The sequence below is a fragment of the Streptomyces sp. NBC_01571 genome (assembly GCF_026339875.1).
Lineage (GTDB): Bacteria > Actinomycetota > Actinomycetes > Streptomycetales > Streptomycetaceae > Streptomyces.
On record NZ_JAPEPZ010000001.1, the window covers coordinates 3404727 to 3417082 of the forward strand.

Here is a 12356-nt window from a genome sequence, read left to right on the forward strand (position 1 = left end):
CTTTTGCGCTCAGGGTCCGGGAGGCACTCCCTTGCCGAACGCTGAGTCGATGGCCCGGCGCGCCCGGTCCCTGCTGTTCGGCATGAGGTGTGTGTACGTCCGCAGCGTGAACCCTGGGTCGGAGTGACCGAGGTACTCGGCCAGGGCCTTGATGTTCTCTCCCGAGTCCAGCAGGACCGACGCGTAGTAGTGCCGCAAGGCGTGCATGCCGTGCTCACGCGACGGTTTGAACCGCTCCCCCGGCGCCCGCCCCGGGATGACGCCGCCAGCGATCAGGGCGGGCTTCCACAGGTACATGTTGAAGTAGTTCCTGTTCAGTGCCTTACGCTCCCGCGAGTAGAACAGCAATTTCGCTGTGACCGGCGGGCCGTCCGGGGTCTTCCACGGCAGAGTGACGTCGATAGGGGGCCGGCGGGTGACGTGCGCGGCGAGAGCATCCGACACCACGTCGGGCAGCGGCACGTCGCGCAGCTTGCCGCCCTTGGGCGGGGCGAACACCATCTGCGGACCGACCAGCTTGACCTGGCGCGCGATGTGCAGCGCTCCCCCGTCGAAGTCGACTTCATCGACGGCCAGCCCGAAGATCTCGCCCTGTCGCAGGCCGCACCCGGCACCGAGGTCCACTGTTGTTGCATACTGCTCCGGGAGCCCGCCGCGAACAGCCACCACTCGATCACGCGTCCACGGCTTGATCTTCCGAGGATCGAGCTTGGGCGCACGAACGGAACCCGCGCGGCAGGGATTACGGGAGATGATGCCGTCGTCCACAGCCGCGCCGAACACAGCAGAGACGTTTGCAAACACGGTCCGCTGGTACGACGCTGCCATTCCGGAGTCCATGAGGGCTCGTGCCCACGTGCGGATATGGGTGGGCTGGAATGCGGTCATGGAGCGCGAACCGATGTACGGAAATGCGTGCAGCCGGAACCGCAACTCCATGTTCACGATGGTGGAAGGGTCCGTGGTCTGAGACGCCAGCCACGCCGTGGCGAAGTCTTTGAACGTCACCTTGCCGGCCGACGGGTCGACGTATTGTCCGCGCGTCATGTCCGTCTCGATGGCGCTCAGCCACTTCTCGGCAAGTCGCTTCTTGCCGTCGGGGAAGCTCTTGGACTTCTCGGTGCCGTCAGGGCCGACGTACCGGGCGCGGTACCGCAGGCCAGTGCCGTAGCGGTCGGATTTGACCTTGACGGCCCCACCAGTGGGCGTGGTTTCGGTCTTGAACCAGCGGTCTTGAATGTGGCCTGCCATACGGCGGCGTTCCCTTCTGGGCATGGAGAAGGGAGGGCCACGTTGTGGCCCTCCCTGGTGAAGCGGCGTGACGTCAGGCGGCGGCCTGGTCGGCGCTCTTGCGTTGGGCGACGTAGGCGCGGACGTCGGTGGGGTCGTATCGGAGGTGCTTGCCGATGCGGAAGCCGGGCGGGCCGGTGCGCTTCTTGCGCCACTGGTAGACGGTTTCCAGGGGCACGCCGAAGATCTCGGCGACGTCGTCAGGTGTGAGGTATCGGTCCGGGAGGCCGCTCCGGAGGGCGGCGCGGGGGTCGGCGCGGACGGTGGCGGTCGTGCTCACTGAGTCCTCCGCATGTTGGAAATACATTGCTCTGAGTCGCGACTCATCGGCACTCAGCGGCACTCAGAGGGGCCTTGAGAGGCGATGAGTCGCGACTCAGGCAAATGTGGTTCGCACTGGGCGAGGGTGATCCCGTTGTAGGTGACGACCTGCCGGCCGTACTCGTCTCGGGGCCGTGTCCGGTTGAGCTGGGGGACGACGGAGAGCAGGTTGCGGCCGAATACCTGCTTCGTGCCGGGGCGGACGCCGTTGTCTTCTGCCCAGTCGCGCCAGACGTTCCACAGGGTATCGACGGGCACGCTGTAAGCGGGGCCGGTGGTGCAGCGCTCGCGGATGAACGCACTGGTGGGTGAAGCGGTGTCCTGCATGGTGGTGATTGCGTCACGGCTGGACGGCGGTTGCGTGATGCGTCCGTTGCGCTGGAGGCGGGCGAGTCCCTCCAGCGCCCAGTTGAGGATGCCGGGCATTTCCGCGGTGAGGCGGTCGGTGAGGGTGGGATCTTCCTTGCCGAGCCAGGACACGCGCATGCTGAGCAGGATGAACCGGTTGGCGATGACGCCTGATGAGTCGCCGAAGTGCGGCAGCTCGTTGGACAGGATCATCAGGCGCGAGGGCAGCTTGCCCGTCCACGGTTCCCGGTACTTGCGGTCGATGTCGATCGTGTCGTCACCCGAGATCGTCAGCAGCCGCTCCACGACCTGACTGTTGTCGTTCCCGGACAGACGGGCGTCCGAGATGATCGCGAGGGACTTGCCGACCAGCGTGGACAGACCGAAGTTCGTCCCGAGCCCGGCCAGGGTCGGGCCGGCCAGATTCTCCTTGCCGACCAGCGCTTTCAGTACCCGGGCGATGGTGCCCTTGCCGGAGCGGGAGGGGCCGACGATGAGCAGGATCTTCTGCTGGTCGGTACGGCCGGACAGGACGTAGCCGAACCACTCCTGAAGCGCGGCGATAGTGTCCGGGTCGTCGGGCCAGAGCTGCGCGAGGAACGCATGCCACGTGGGCGCGCCTGCGTCGGGGTCGTAGGCGAACGGCACGGACACGAGGTTGAAGAACTCCGGTCCGTGCGGCAGAAGCGCCCGGTCGTGAATGCGTAGGAGTCCGTTCTCACAAGCCACGATGGGCCCCTCATCCTGCCCCGTGGCGCCCTGGTCATCGATCCATGCCGGGACGTCGGTGTCCGTGGGCAGCAGGGTGATTGCCCCGAGTGCATCGAGGAGGTTGCCGATTTTCTGCTTGGTGGGTGCCCAGTCGCGTTCCTCGGTCTGCCCGTCCTTGCCCGGTGCCTGGTAGGTGGCGTATTCGAGGCGGGTGTACATGCCGGCGCGAATCTGTGCTTCGTCCATCTCGCGCCAGCAGGAGCCGTTCCAGCGCATCCACGATGCCCGCCAGCGCCGGCACACGAGCCGTCCGTCCTCGGTCTGCCAGTCCGGCAGCAGTCGGCGGGCGACGGCCAGGGGGTTGGTGGGCGGGGGCAGTTCCTCGGTTTCGGTGTCATTGGCGGGGCGGTTCATCATGTGGCCGTCCTCCTTTCGGTGAACGGGGCGGGTGTTCCGGTGCAGGCGTCCTTGTGGGCGCCGTAGTCGGCGGCCAGCGCGGTCACCGCCTGCGCTCCGGTGGCAGTGCGGATCTGTCCGCAGGGGCAGGCGTAGGCGGCGGTGGGGGTGTCGCCGTGTTGTTTCCACCAGCGGGCCCGGTCGTCGTGCGAGCGGTAGAGCGGCGGGGCGTAGATCCGGATACCGGGCTGCTCCGGAGTGGGGTTCCCGCTGTGGTGTCCGCGGGTGTCGGGGAATCGCTTCGAGCGAGGAAGATCAGTGGGGACGCCTTCGGCGACGCCCTTTCGGACGCCCACGGCCGGCCGCGCCGGGGCCGGCTGGGCGGCGTGCGGGCCGGTGGGGGCTGTCCGTTGGCCTTCCAAGGGGAGAGGGGGTGGGGTGTTCATGCCGCGTCCCGAGGGCGGGCTTTGCGCAGGGAGCTGTCCAGAGCACTGCGGATCGTGGCGCGGCACTCGGCAGCGGTGAGTCCGCGCGTCTCCCCCGCCGCTTGGAAGGCTTCCTCCACCACGTTCCGGGCGATGTCGCCCCACGCGACGAACCGCCCCACCTTGAACGCGCACCGGTTGAGCTTGATGTTCCCCGCGCCCTCCGGCGCCCCGACAACCGTCCGGCACTCCCGCTCCAGGGCCGCGGTGGCGGCGCGGCTGCCGCTGATCGTGGGCCACACGAACGGCGCGACCACCCGGACCGGCGGCGACTCCAGCCGGCGAAGCAGCCACGCGGGCAGTGCCGCGGGGGTGGTGTCGGCGGTGACCGTGTAGTCGCCGGCGGGGGTGGTGCTGCCGGCGGCGACGACGTACCCGCCCCACGCTCGAGTGTCGACCAGCGGTGCGAGGCTGCCCGCCGTGTTGGCCAGCCGGACACTCGCCGGGGCGGTGAAGTACAGGTGCTCCCCGCCGCTCGCGGTCCGCGTCCGGTAGGTAGTGGGGACGGTGTGTCCGGTGCGCTCGCAGAGCGCTCCAAAGGTCGCCGCGCCGGCAGGCGCGTCCGCATTGCCGTTGTCCTTCGGCACGTCTAGGTCGACCACCAGCAGCCCGGAGGGGCCGGTGGCGATACCGACGTTGAACGGGCCCCGGGACCAGGTGGCGCGGATGCGGTCCGGGTCGGTGGTGGCGCGCTGCTCCCACTTCCGGTGGCCTGCCTCGCAGACTCCTGTGCGGGTGCAGGCGGCCTCTCCGTGCAGCGCCGGCCGCTTCGTGCCGGGACGGAGGGGGAAGACGTGCCAGCCGCGGGCAGCGGCCGTCAGGGCCCCGTTCAGCAGGTGATGGTTCATGCGGCGCTCCGGTCGGTGAGGAGCATTTGGTGGTGGGTGGGGATAGCCCGGATGACGCGCTCGCGCCAGAGCAGGGCGTAGTCGATGCAGTTCGCGCAGTTCTTGTGGGTGTGGCCGGCCAGGGGCGGGCGGCGCCGCGCGTGGGAGCTCCAGGCAGCGGAGTCCGCAGAAGCAAGGAGGTGCCCGACGCGTTCCAGGCCGAGGATCTTGAAGCCGAAGCCGTGAAGCTTGAAGCCGTGCGCGGCCATCGCGGTGACGATCGCGGCGCCCTCGCGGGTCGATTGCAGTCGGCAGACCGAGCCGAGCCCGACGACTGGTTCCGCCCGCAGGTCCACGCCCGCCTTCTCGTACAGCTCCGCGCATCGTTCGTAGGCGGACACGGTGTCGCCCTGGATGACCGGGGCGATGCGCAGGTCGGGGGCCAGCGAGCGCAGTTCGAGGAAGTTGTTCACGGTGCGGCGCTGGTGCTCAGCGACGGACAGGTGAGTGCCGACGAAGTACTGTCCGCCGAACCAGCCGCCGTGGATGATGGCGCGCTCGCACATCCAGTCCTGCGGGGCAGCCCAGTCGTAGGGACCGACGTGCTCCCAGATACGGCGCAGGTCGGTGACGTACTGCCGAGGGGAACGGGTCCAGATCCCCCTTCCCTTGAGCTCCGAGAAGCCGCCGGAATCGATGGCGTACGGACCTTGGGCTACGTCCCACTTGCGGGCGCGGTCGAAGTGCTCAGACTTCAAGAACAGCGGCACGTCGGTCAGGCGCAGCCAGTGCCGTTTGTGGGTGGTCAGGTAGAACCGCATACCGGCCGCGGCGGGATCTCCCGCGGGTAAGGCTCGCGGCAGGCTGGTGGGTTGCGTCATGCTGGGAGGTCTCCAGTTCCTTTGCTGGTTGGCAAGGGCGGCCCCGCGACTTTGGCGAGACGAAGGGGCCGCCCTTGGCGTAGCTAGGTGCTCTTGGAGCGGGCCAGCTTCAACGTGATGCCGCCGGCCCCGATCGGGCCCGCGGCGCCGCCGATGACGGTCGCGGTGTGCGCGGCGACGTCCATCAGCCAGCACAGGGCAGCGACCACTCCCCAGGTGCCGAGCGCGGCGGCGCCGGCGATCGCGAACGGGATGAGCAGCCGCTGCCAGGGAAAGGCGGGCGGGGCGTTGTTGACGACGAACACGACGGGCTGGCCGGTCGCTTGAGCGCGTTGGAAGACGTCGGCGGGGATGTGCGGGGCCATCTGGCCGGGCGGGGTGGGCTGGCTCATTACGGGCCCTCTCGGGGTAGGCCGCAGGCCCGCGCCAAAGGTGGCGCGGGCCTGCGGCGGGGTGGGTGTGCTTGTCGCGTGGCTTGTCGTCTCTCTTGTCGTGCGGCTTGTCTTGTCGCTTGTCTTGTCGCTTGTCGCCTCCCAGGTCACAACCCGTTTCCGAGCCTCTGGGACCCGGTAGGCGGCTTGTGGAGGAGCGGGGGCGACAAGCGACAAGCGGTCAGTCGTCGGACGCGTGAGAGCGGTGGATGTAGCGGGCCTTGGTGCCCTCACCGACACGGACCGCCGTACCGTCCTGCACCCACGCTTTCAGCCACCCGACGACCGTCTGACGGGTCGTCCCGTAGGCGTCCGCGAGGGCGCGGGCGATCGCGGACGCTCCCGTCCCGTTCGGGCCGGCGGCGAGCAGCGCAGCGAGCGCGGCCCGCTGCGCGGGACTGTCCTGCTCCTGCTCGCCCCGAAGGGCGGACAGGTTCAGCCCTGCCGGCCGGTCCGAACCGTCGCCCTGCTCGGGGCCACGGGGCTCGCGTGCGGTGGCGAACTGCGCGTCGATCTCCTCACGGAACCGGCGCAACATCTCATCCTCCGCCGGGGCCGGCCCCGTTTGCGGACCGCTCAACGCGGACAGGTTCAGCCCCGCCCCTGCCGCGGCAGACGGTGCGATGTCAGCGCCGGTGTCGGAAGCCCGGTCGCGCATCCATGCGGTGCGGTCGGCATCCCAGCGCCGCGCGTAGGCGGGCCCGGCAGCCTTCGCGGACACCGCGTCAAGCGTCGGATGTCGGTCGGAGGTGGCGGCGATGATGTCCCGGATCTGGTTCGGGAGGATCCGCCACGCTTTGAACAACGCGGCAGGCGACTCCGGAGTGCCCATGAACCCCGCGCCCTTGTGCGGGGCCTGGTCCACACGCAGACCGCGGGTGCCGGGGAACATCTTCGACAGGTCCATGCCCTCGGTCTCACCACCCGTGAGAGCAACCCGCACCTTCGCCTCACGACGGATCATGAGGTTGCTGAGGACACTGCCGGTCGCCCCGAGCGCGGTCAGGACAGTGCGCACGCCCATGGCGCGGGCGATCCGGATGACTTCGAGGATCTTCTCTCCAAGCTTGCGGATCTGCCGGTCGGGGCTGGCCAGGATCTCAGCGCCCTCATCGATGACCAGCATGATCTGAGGAATCTTCGCGCTGACCGGCAGGAGATCCGTGTTCGCCTTGGCCAGCAGGTCCTGGTAGCCCATCTTGCGGTGCTTGGCCACGCGCACGGCCGCATCGAGCATGGTCATGGCTTCCTCGAACGTCCCGGCGAGCCAGTCGATACCCGGCCGCACGGGCTTGCCGTCCTCACGCGTGATCTGGCCGTTGAGCGCGGGCAGGACCCACGGCAGGCCGGCCGATCCGGCGTTCAGGTCGATCACCCACGTCAGGACGTCCTCCGCGCGGGCGAACCCGGCGAGGATCGCGTGGACCATGTTCGTCTTGCCCGAACCGGTCGGACCCACGATCAAGGCGCACTGCTCGCGCAGGTAGGCGAGGATCTCCTGCGCGTTCGTGCGATACCCCCACGGGATACCCGTGTGCACGGACAGCGGCCCGTAATCATCCGGGTAGGTGCGCTCCTGCTCCAGCACGTTGACCGTGGTCACATCGATGATGACGCGGCCCTGGTGGATGCCAGGGGACGCGGTGGCGGTGCAGCCGTGCGGCAGCCGGGCGTCCGCGGACAGCCGCGGCGACTCCCCGGCAATCTTGCTCCAAGTCGCGCCGCCCGGAGGGAGTTCGGCGTCGATGGAGAACCCGGTACCGGTCTCCCACATCTCGACACCGACCACGCGCACGGTGATCGAGCACACGCGCTGGATGCGGTCGACCCATTCCGCGGCGACCGCCCGGCGCTCCGCGGACAACTCCGCGGCAATCTGCCGCTGTTCGACCGCGAGCGCTTCGTCCTCGCGTGCCTCTTCGTAGAGGGCCGCGGAGCGGGCGGCGGCGCCGATCCCCACTCCGATCGTGGCGAGGGAGCCGAGCGCGGCCCACGTCAGCGGGCCGGTGGTCATGGCCCATGTGGTCCAGCCGGCTCCGACGAGCCAGGACGCGGCGCGGGTGGCCAGGGTGCGGCCGGCGTTGCGGACCCGCAGGCCCACGACGGTGTGACCGAGGGCGCCGGCCGCGCCGACCGCGAGTGCCCAGCCGGGGGGCATGGCGGTGGCGGCGCCGGTGGCGGCGAGGGCGAAGGCTCCGGTGGTGGCGGACAGGGCGCCGGTCACGGGTCCGTGACCGGCACTCCAGTCCAGCACCGGACCACTGCCCTGCTGCTTCTGCTTCTTGTTGGCGGTGGCGGTGGCGGTGGCGCTCATGTCAGACGTTCCAACCCTTCTCTGCCTCAGGGCCGTTGCGGGGGTCCTCGTGGCGGGCGATGTCCTGCGCGTGGACCTGCCGGAACAGCGGGCCCATGTCCTCCGCGACCGCAACCGCGCTCATCAGGGCGCCGAAGATGTCGCTGAATCCGTCCGCGACTTCCTTCTCCAGCGGAAACTCACTGTCGGAGCGCTCCGCGAGGATCTTCATCACGTTCGCCACGCTGGTCAGCGCGGCGGGCAGTCCCTCGACCATGGCGAGGATCTCCATGGCGTCCTCGGGGTCGTAGGACTGGGCGGCCTGCTCCATCTCGGAAGCGGCCTCCTCGAACTGGAAACCGGACACGTTCTCTCCTCCACTGACAGGGATGTTCGTGCTGGTGGGGACCTGGTGCGCGGGCCGCTGCACGCCGGCGGCGATGCCCTCAGTGCCGTCCTTGGCTGCCTCCGCGTCCGCGGCGGCTTCCTGCTCACGCTGGGTCTGGCGCGCGGTCTCATCCCGCTCCGCACGCTGCTCGCGGGCTGCGGCGACGATCCGCTGGTACAGGCGCCGGCCGGGGTGGATCAGGGCGGGGATGCCGAGCTTGCGGCCGAGCCACGTGGACACCACGCCCAAAAGTCCGACCTGCAGCGCCAGCAGCGCGGCGAGCAGCCGGCGGCCCTGGAAGCGGACCGCCGACCTGCGCAAAGCCTGCCGGGCTGCCTTCCGTGCAGGCGCCTTGCGGACGTTCCCGCGGTTCGCGCGGACCGTTGCGCCGGTCTTGGCATCCCGCTTGGTGCGCTGCTTGGCGATCGCCGCATCTCGTGCGGCGCGTGCCTTACGGACCGCACCGCCCATCAGGCGCCCGGCCAGGCCAGGGCGCTTGCCCGGCCGGTTCTTGCCGAGGTTGGTTTTGGCGTTGCGGCGAGCGTCGGCAACCGCGCGGCGGGCGTTGGTGGTCTGTGCCCGCTGCCCGGCGCGCGAGCCGGCCGCGTCCTTCTGCGCGGCTCGCAGCGCCTTGACCTGCCCAACCCGACCCGCCGCGTGCTTGCCCGCGCCGTGACCGGTCAGGCCGTTGCCGGTCTTGCTGAGGGACTTGTCGCCGGCCTTGGTGCGGCGGTGCTGGCCGGGCGCCTTGCCCAACCGGCCCCCGGAGCTGCCGGACCGCGAGCCAGTCGAACGGCTTCCGAAGCTCCCGCGGGTGCCGGTGCCGCCGCTTCGCAGTGCTGCGGTGCGTGCTGCCGAGCGGTGGCCGGCGGTGCGGGCCGCGGACCGGCGGGCCTCGCGGCGCGGGTTCTGCTTGCGGGATCGGGTGGCGGCGACGGTGCCGAGGACGACCATGCCGGTTGCGGCGACGGCCGCGGCGATCGGTCCGCCGGCGAGGGACGCGGCGGCGACCGCGCCGACCGTGCTGTTCGCCCCGGACAGGGCCAGCGGCACGATCGGCCACCCGCCCGGAGTGTGGTCAACCTCCCTCACATCCTTGCCCGTAGCGGGCTTGGTGTCGGGGGGCAGGGGCGGGGGCGGTGCTGTGGGGGGAGCCGGGGCTACTACCGGCTCGGTGCTGAGTTCCGTCATGCTGAGAGCACTCCTTGAGGGGAGTAGGGCCCGGCCGGGACCGTAGGAAGTTGTTGGCCGGGCCTGCCAACAGGGCTTATGCAACGCGCTGTTCTTTGGCGGTGATGCACAGACCGCAGATGCCGTACCGGGTCGACAGGCAGTAGCTGTAGGTGATCTGGCAGCGGGGGCAGGTGCGGCGGGCGAGCATCGCCAGCGCGAGGGCGCCCCACTTCCGCGAGGTCATCGGGCGGACGGGCTTGGCGAGGTCCTCGCGGTAGAGGTAGGCGATTCGCGGCGTGTTCGCCCGGCGGTTGGTGACCATGACTTGCGCCGCGATTGACTGCCCGCCCGGCCGTAGTCCGCGAGCGCGGAGCTGCCGGCGGGTGGCGTACCCGTCCGGGGCCATGCGCCACGGGTAGGTGGGTATGCCGTAGCGGGCGCCGGTCGGGTCGAAACAGCGGCTGTATGCGGTCGGCATCAGGCCACCGCCTCAGCCGGCTCCGTCTCCTCGGTGGCCTGCTGCTCGCGGGCTTCCTGCACCCGGGCGGCGATCCAGCCGACCGACCAGCCGGTGTCGTCGGCGAGTTGCCGCACCGACTTTTCGCCCTCTCGGAAGGACCGGATGTAGGAGCGGGCTTCCGTCTCGGGCATCTTCGTGAACGGGGTCGGGTGCGTGTTCACCGCGGTGTTCACGGTGCCCTCGGAGGTGTTCACGGCCTCCCGCGCGGCAGTCTCGCCGGCGACCTGTGCAGCCTGCATGGTGGCCTGCTGCTCGCGCCGTGAACGCTCCTGCTGCTCGTGCTGTTCACGCCGCAACGCGTCCGCGCTCTCCCGCTCCTCACGGCGCACGCGGTCCTCGTATTCGCGCTGCTCACGCCGGGCCTTGTCCTCGCGGTCGAGGCGTTCACGGTCCATCCGCGCGGTGTGGTCACGCTCCGCGGCCCGCTCGTTCGCCTCGCGCTCAGCGCGCTCGCGGTCCAGCCGTTCGGCATGGTCGCGGGCGGACTGTTCACGGTGTTCACGCTCCCGCTGTTCGCGTTCACGCTCCGCGCGCTGCCGCTGTTCACGCTCCGCGGCTTCCGCGGCCCGTGAACGCTCGATGCGCTCCAACGCGGCGTTGATCGCCCGGCGGTAGGCCAAGCCCGCTTCCGCGGTGACGATCAACAGCAGCGGAGCGACCGAGTGAACCGCGACCCCGACGAGATCACTCTTGAGGGCGCTGTCTCCCACGTTCAGGAGCAGCGTCATCAAGCCCGTCATCCAACGCAGGACCGCCGGCCACTTCCCGGCATGGCCCCCGAGCCGCGCCACGACGGCATCGAGACGGACCACGATGACCACCGCGGCATCGACCACCAGCGGCAGGATCGGAGCCGTCCACCCCCAATCGGCGGGAGTGACCTTCTCCACCAGCGGCGTGACCGTGAGGACCGAGAACAGGACCGCACCCGCGGTGATCGTCCACGTGCCCGCGGCCAACGTCCGTTCCGCAGACTGAATCTGCTTCGGGCTGAGGGTCTCAAGCATCACGGCCCCCGCCCTGCCCGCGCTCGCGGCGGGCCCGCTCCGCGGCCAGCAGATGCACGGCGCCGGCAAACACGGCCAGGTTCCACAGACCGCGCCCCCACCACGGGAGCGGCACCAGCCACGACATCACACACGCCGCAATCAGCACCGCACCACCCCGGCGTAACCACCAGGCCAGAAGACGCGCCCTCATGCCGCCACCGCGGCCCGCGCCGTGTCCTGCTGGACCTGCCGCCGCGTCCGCGAACGACGCGCCGGCCGCGCCGCCGGGGATCCGAGCGGGCTCGTACGCAGCAGGTACGCGGCGTAAGCCGCGGGCTCCGGGTCGGACACTCGGAGCTCCGCGAGAACCTCGCGGGCCACGTCCAACCGAGCCGACCTCTCCAGCTGCGATTCCCGGCCGGGGCCGGTGAACAACTCCAGGTCGATACCGAAGGCCAACTCCGCGAACTCAGCGGGCGTAACAGCCTCATGACCAGCAACGATGTTCTTCATGGGTCGTGGTTCCTTAGCTCTGGAACGGCCCAAAACAGCGCCCCCGGAGTTGCACCTCCGGGGGCGCGCGCCGTTAGGGATAGGGGAAGGTCAGCGCTTCTTCTTCGGGGTGACGCCGTGCGTGCTGTCCAGCTCCGTCTTGGCGTCCTTGCACGTGCCGGCCGCGATGCGGTCGTAGACCTTCTGGCTCTTCTCGACGTTCTCGGGCGTGGTCAGGTCGGGCGACTGCTGCGACTTCTTGCCGAACATGCGAGCTCCTGACGAGTCGTAGGGATGGGCCCGGCCGGATGCTTCCGGCCCCGGCTCCCTGCCACCCCGCCCGTACACACCCTGTGGAAGACAGGCTGTGTACGGGCGGGGGAGGCAGCCGGCCGCAACGCGAGAGCACTGCGACGGCGAGATCGGCTTCACCAGACCCGCCTTTGCATGGCAGGCCGGTCCCGAGCCGGTGAATCGGGTGCGTCATCGTCACTGCTCTGACGCCAGCAGGCGGCCTGCACGAAGCGGTGCAGGGTGGCGTGCCGCCGACGACATCACCCGGTCGTCACGGGGGCGGTCTCACTCTTGCCGCCACGTGCGTTGGGGCCCCGCTGCACTTCCCCCACACCCAAAAGCCCAGGTGGCGCCTGCCAGGCGCGTAGGGGGGAGACGACGTCCACCACGGCGGTTTGCCCCCGGACTCTCGCCCTAGGCACCTACCGCGACCGCCGCCTCCGCGTCAGCCCCGCACGATCACTGTTCAGTTCTCAACCAATTGCGCTCACTTCGTACTCACCCCTGCGGGGCTTTC

At 70.0% G+C, this 12356-nt stretch carries 14 protein-coding genes; all 14 read right to left on the minus strand.

Annotation, left to right across the window (positions count from 1 at the left end; all coding sequences use genetic code 11):
* Positions 1–9: 9 nt before the first annotated feature.
* On the minus strand, positions 10–1251 hold the full coding sequence (locus OHB41_RS15325) for a tyrosine-type recombinase/integrase (protein WP_266698678.1): 1242 nt from the start codon (positions 1249–1251) through the stop codon (positions 10–12).
* A 73-nt stretch (positions 1252–1324) separates the two neighbouring features.
* Entirely contained in the window at positions 1325–1597 is a 273-nt protein-coding gene (locus tag OHB41_RS15330; RefSeq protein WP_266698679.1) for a helix-turn-helix domain-containing protein, read from the minus strand.
* A 26-nt stretch (positions 1598–1623) separates the two neighbouring features.
* Positions 1624–3087 carry a DNA primase family protein gene (locus tag OHB41_RS15335; protein ID WP_266698681.1) on the minus strand — a complete coding sequence of 488 codons (1464 nt, stop codon included), beginning with the start codon at positions 3085–3087 and terminating at the stop codon, positions 1624–1626.
* Positions 3084–3512, minus strand: a complete 429-nt coding sequence (locus tag OHB41_RS15340; protein ID WP_266698682.1) for a hypothetical protein — start codon at positions 3510–3512, stop codon at positions 3084–3086. Before OHB41_RS15340 ends, OHB41_RS15335 begins: the two co-directional genes overlap by 4 nt.
* The gene (locus OHB41_RS15345) at positions 3509–4399 is read right to left on the minus strand and encodes a bifunctional DNA primase/polymerase (protein WP_266698683.1); all 891 of its coding nucleotides are present in this window, start codon (positions 4397–4399) and stop codon (positions 3509–3511) included. The genes OHB41_RS15340 and OHB41_RS15345 overlap by 4 nt, the downstream gene beginning before the upstream one ends.
* Positions 4396–5259, minus strand: coding sequence for a deazapurine DNA modification protein DpdA family protein (locus tag OHB41_RS15350; RefSeq protein ID WP_266698685.1), 864 nt, complete (start codon positions 5257–5259; stop codon positions 4396–4398). Before OHB41_RS15350 ends, OHB41_RS15345 begins: the two co-directional genes overlap by 4 nt.
* Before the next feature lie 83 nt (positions 5260–5342).
* Positions 5343–5651, minus strand: a complete 309-nt coding sequence (locus OHB41_RS15355; RefSeq protein WP_266698686.1) for a hypothetical protein — start codon at positions 5649–5651, stop codon at positions 5343–5345.
* Positions 5652–5871: 220 nt separating this feature from the next.
* Positions 5872–8004, minus strand: coding sequence for a hypothetical protein (locus OHB41_RS15360; protein WP_266698688.1), 2133 nt, complete (start codon positions 8002–8004; stop codon positions 5872–5874).
* Position 8005: 1 nt separating this feature from the next.
* The gene (locus OHB41_RS15365; protein WP_266698689.1) at positions 8006–9562 is read right to left on the minus strand and encodes a hypothetical protein; all 1557 of its coding nucleotides are present in this window, start codon (positions 9560–9562) and stop codon (positions 8006–8008) included.
* A 76-nt stretch (positions 9563–9638) separates the two neighbouring features.
* Positions 9639–10022: an RRQRL motif-containing zinc-binding protein gene (locus OHB41_RS15370; protein ID WP_266698692.1), complete on the minus strand. Its 384-nt coding sequence runs from the start codon at positions 10020–10022 to the stop codon at positions 9639–9641.
* Positions 10022–11071: a DUF2637 domain-containing protein gene (locus OHB41_RS15375; protein WP_266698694.1), complete on the minus strand. Its 1050-nt coding sequence runs from the start codon at positions 11069–11071 to the stop codon at positions 10022–10024. Before OHB41_RS15375 ends, OHB41_RS15370 begins: the two co-directional genes overlap by 1 nt.
* The gene (locus tag OHB41_RS15380) at positions 11064–11264 is read right to left on the minus strand and encodes a hypothetical protein (protein WP_266698696.1); all 201 of its coding nucleotides are present in this window, start codon (positions 11262–11264) and stop codon (positions 11064–11066) included. Before OHB41_RS15380 ends, OHB41_RS15375 begins: the two co-directional genes overlap by 8 nt.
* Positions 11261–11566: a hypothetical protein gene (locus tag OHB41_RS15385; protein ID WP_266698697.1), complete on the minus strand. Its 306-nt coding sequence runs from the start codon at positions 11564–11566 to the stop codon at positions 11261–11263. Before OHB41_RS15385 ends, OHB41_RS15380 begins: the two co-directional genes overlap by 4 nt.
* Before the next feature lie 90 nt (positions 11567–11656).
* Positions 11657–11815: a hypothetical protein gene (locus OHB41_RS15390; RefSeq protein ID WP_266698699.1), complete on the minus strand. Its 159-nt coding sequence runs from the start codon at positions 11813–11815 to the stop codon at positions 11657–11659.
* Between the last annotated feature and the right edge of the window lie 541 nt (positions 11816–12356).

What these genes read in the sequence shown, in the direction of transcription:
- OHB41_RS15335 (WP_266698681.1), bottom strand. Translation starts at nt 3,087, where the DNA reads ATGATGAACCGCCCCGCCAATGACACCGAAACCGAGGAACTGCCCCCG.
- OHB41_RS15350 (WP_266698685.1), bottom strand. Translation starts at nt 5,259, where the DNA reads ATGACGCAACCCACCAGCCTGCCGCGAGCCTTACCCGCGGGAGATCCC.
- OHB41_RS15370 (WP_266698692.1), bottom strand. Translation starts at nt 10,022, where the DNA reads ATGCCGACCGCATACAGCCGCTGTTTCGACCCGACCGGCGCCCGCTAC.
- OHB41_RS15390 (WP_266698699.1), bottom strand. Translation starts at nt 11,815, where the DNA reads ATGTTCGGCAAGAAGTCGCAGCAGTCGCCCGACCTGACCACGCCCGAG.
- OHB41_RS15365 (WP_266698689.1), bottom strand. Translation starts at nt 9,562, where the DNA reads ATGACGGAACTCAGCACCGAGCCGGTAGTAGCCCCGGCTCCCCCCACA.
- OHB41_RS15375 (WP_266698694.1), bottom strand. Translation starts at nt 11,071, where the DNA reads ATGCTTGAGACCCTCAGCCCGAAGCAGATTCAGTCTGCGGAACGGACG.
- OHB41_RS15330 (WP_266698679.1), bottom strand. Translation starts at nt 1,597, where the DNA reads ATGTATTTCCAACATGCGGAGGACTCAGTGAGCACGACCGCCACCGTC.
- OHB41_RS15385 (WP_266698697.1), bottom strand. Translation starts at nt 11,566, where the DNA reads ATGAAGAACATCGTTGCTGGTCATGAGGCTGTTACGCCCGCTGAGTTC.
- OHB41_RS15380 (WP_266698696.1), bottom strand. Translation starts at nt 11,264, where the DNA reads ATGAGGGCGCGTCTTCTGGCCTGGTGGTTACGCCGGGGTGGTGCGGTG.
- OHB41_RS15340 (WP_266698682.1), bottom strand. Translation starts at nt 3,512, where the DNA reads ATGAACACCCCACCCCCTCTCCCCTTGGAAGGCCAACGGACAGCCCCC.
- OHB41_RS15360 (WP_266698688.1), bottom strand. Translation starts at nt 8,004, where the DNA reads ATGAGCGCCACCGCCACCGCCACCGCCAACAAGAAGCAGAAGCAGCAG.
- OHB41_RS15325 (WP_266698678.1), bottom strand. Translation starts at nt 1,251, where the DNA reads ATGGCAGGCCACATTCAAGACCGCTGGTTCAAGACCGAAACCACGCCC.
- OHB41_RS15345 (WP_266698683.1), bottom strand. Translation starts at nt 4,399, where the DNA reads ATGAACCATCACCTGCTGAACGGGGCCCTGACGGCCGCTGCCCGCGGC.
- OHB41_RS15355 (WP_266698686.1), bottom strand. Translation starts at nt 5,651, where the DNA reads ATGAGCCAGCCCACCCCGCCCGGCCAGATGGCCCCGCACATCCCCGCC.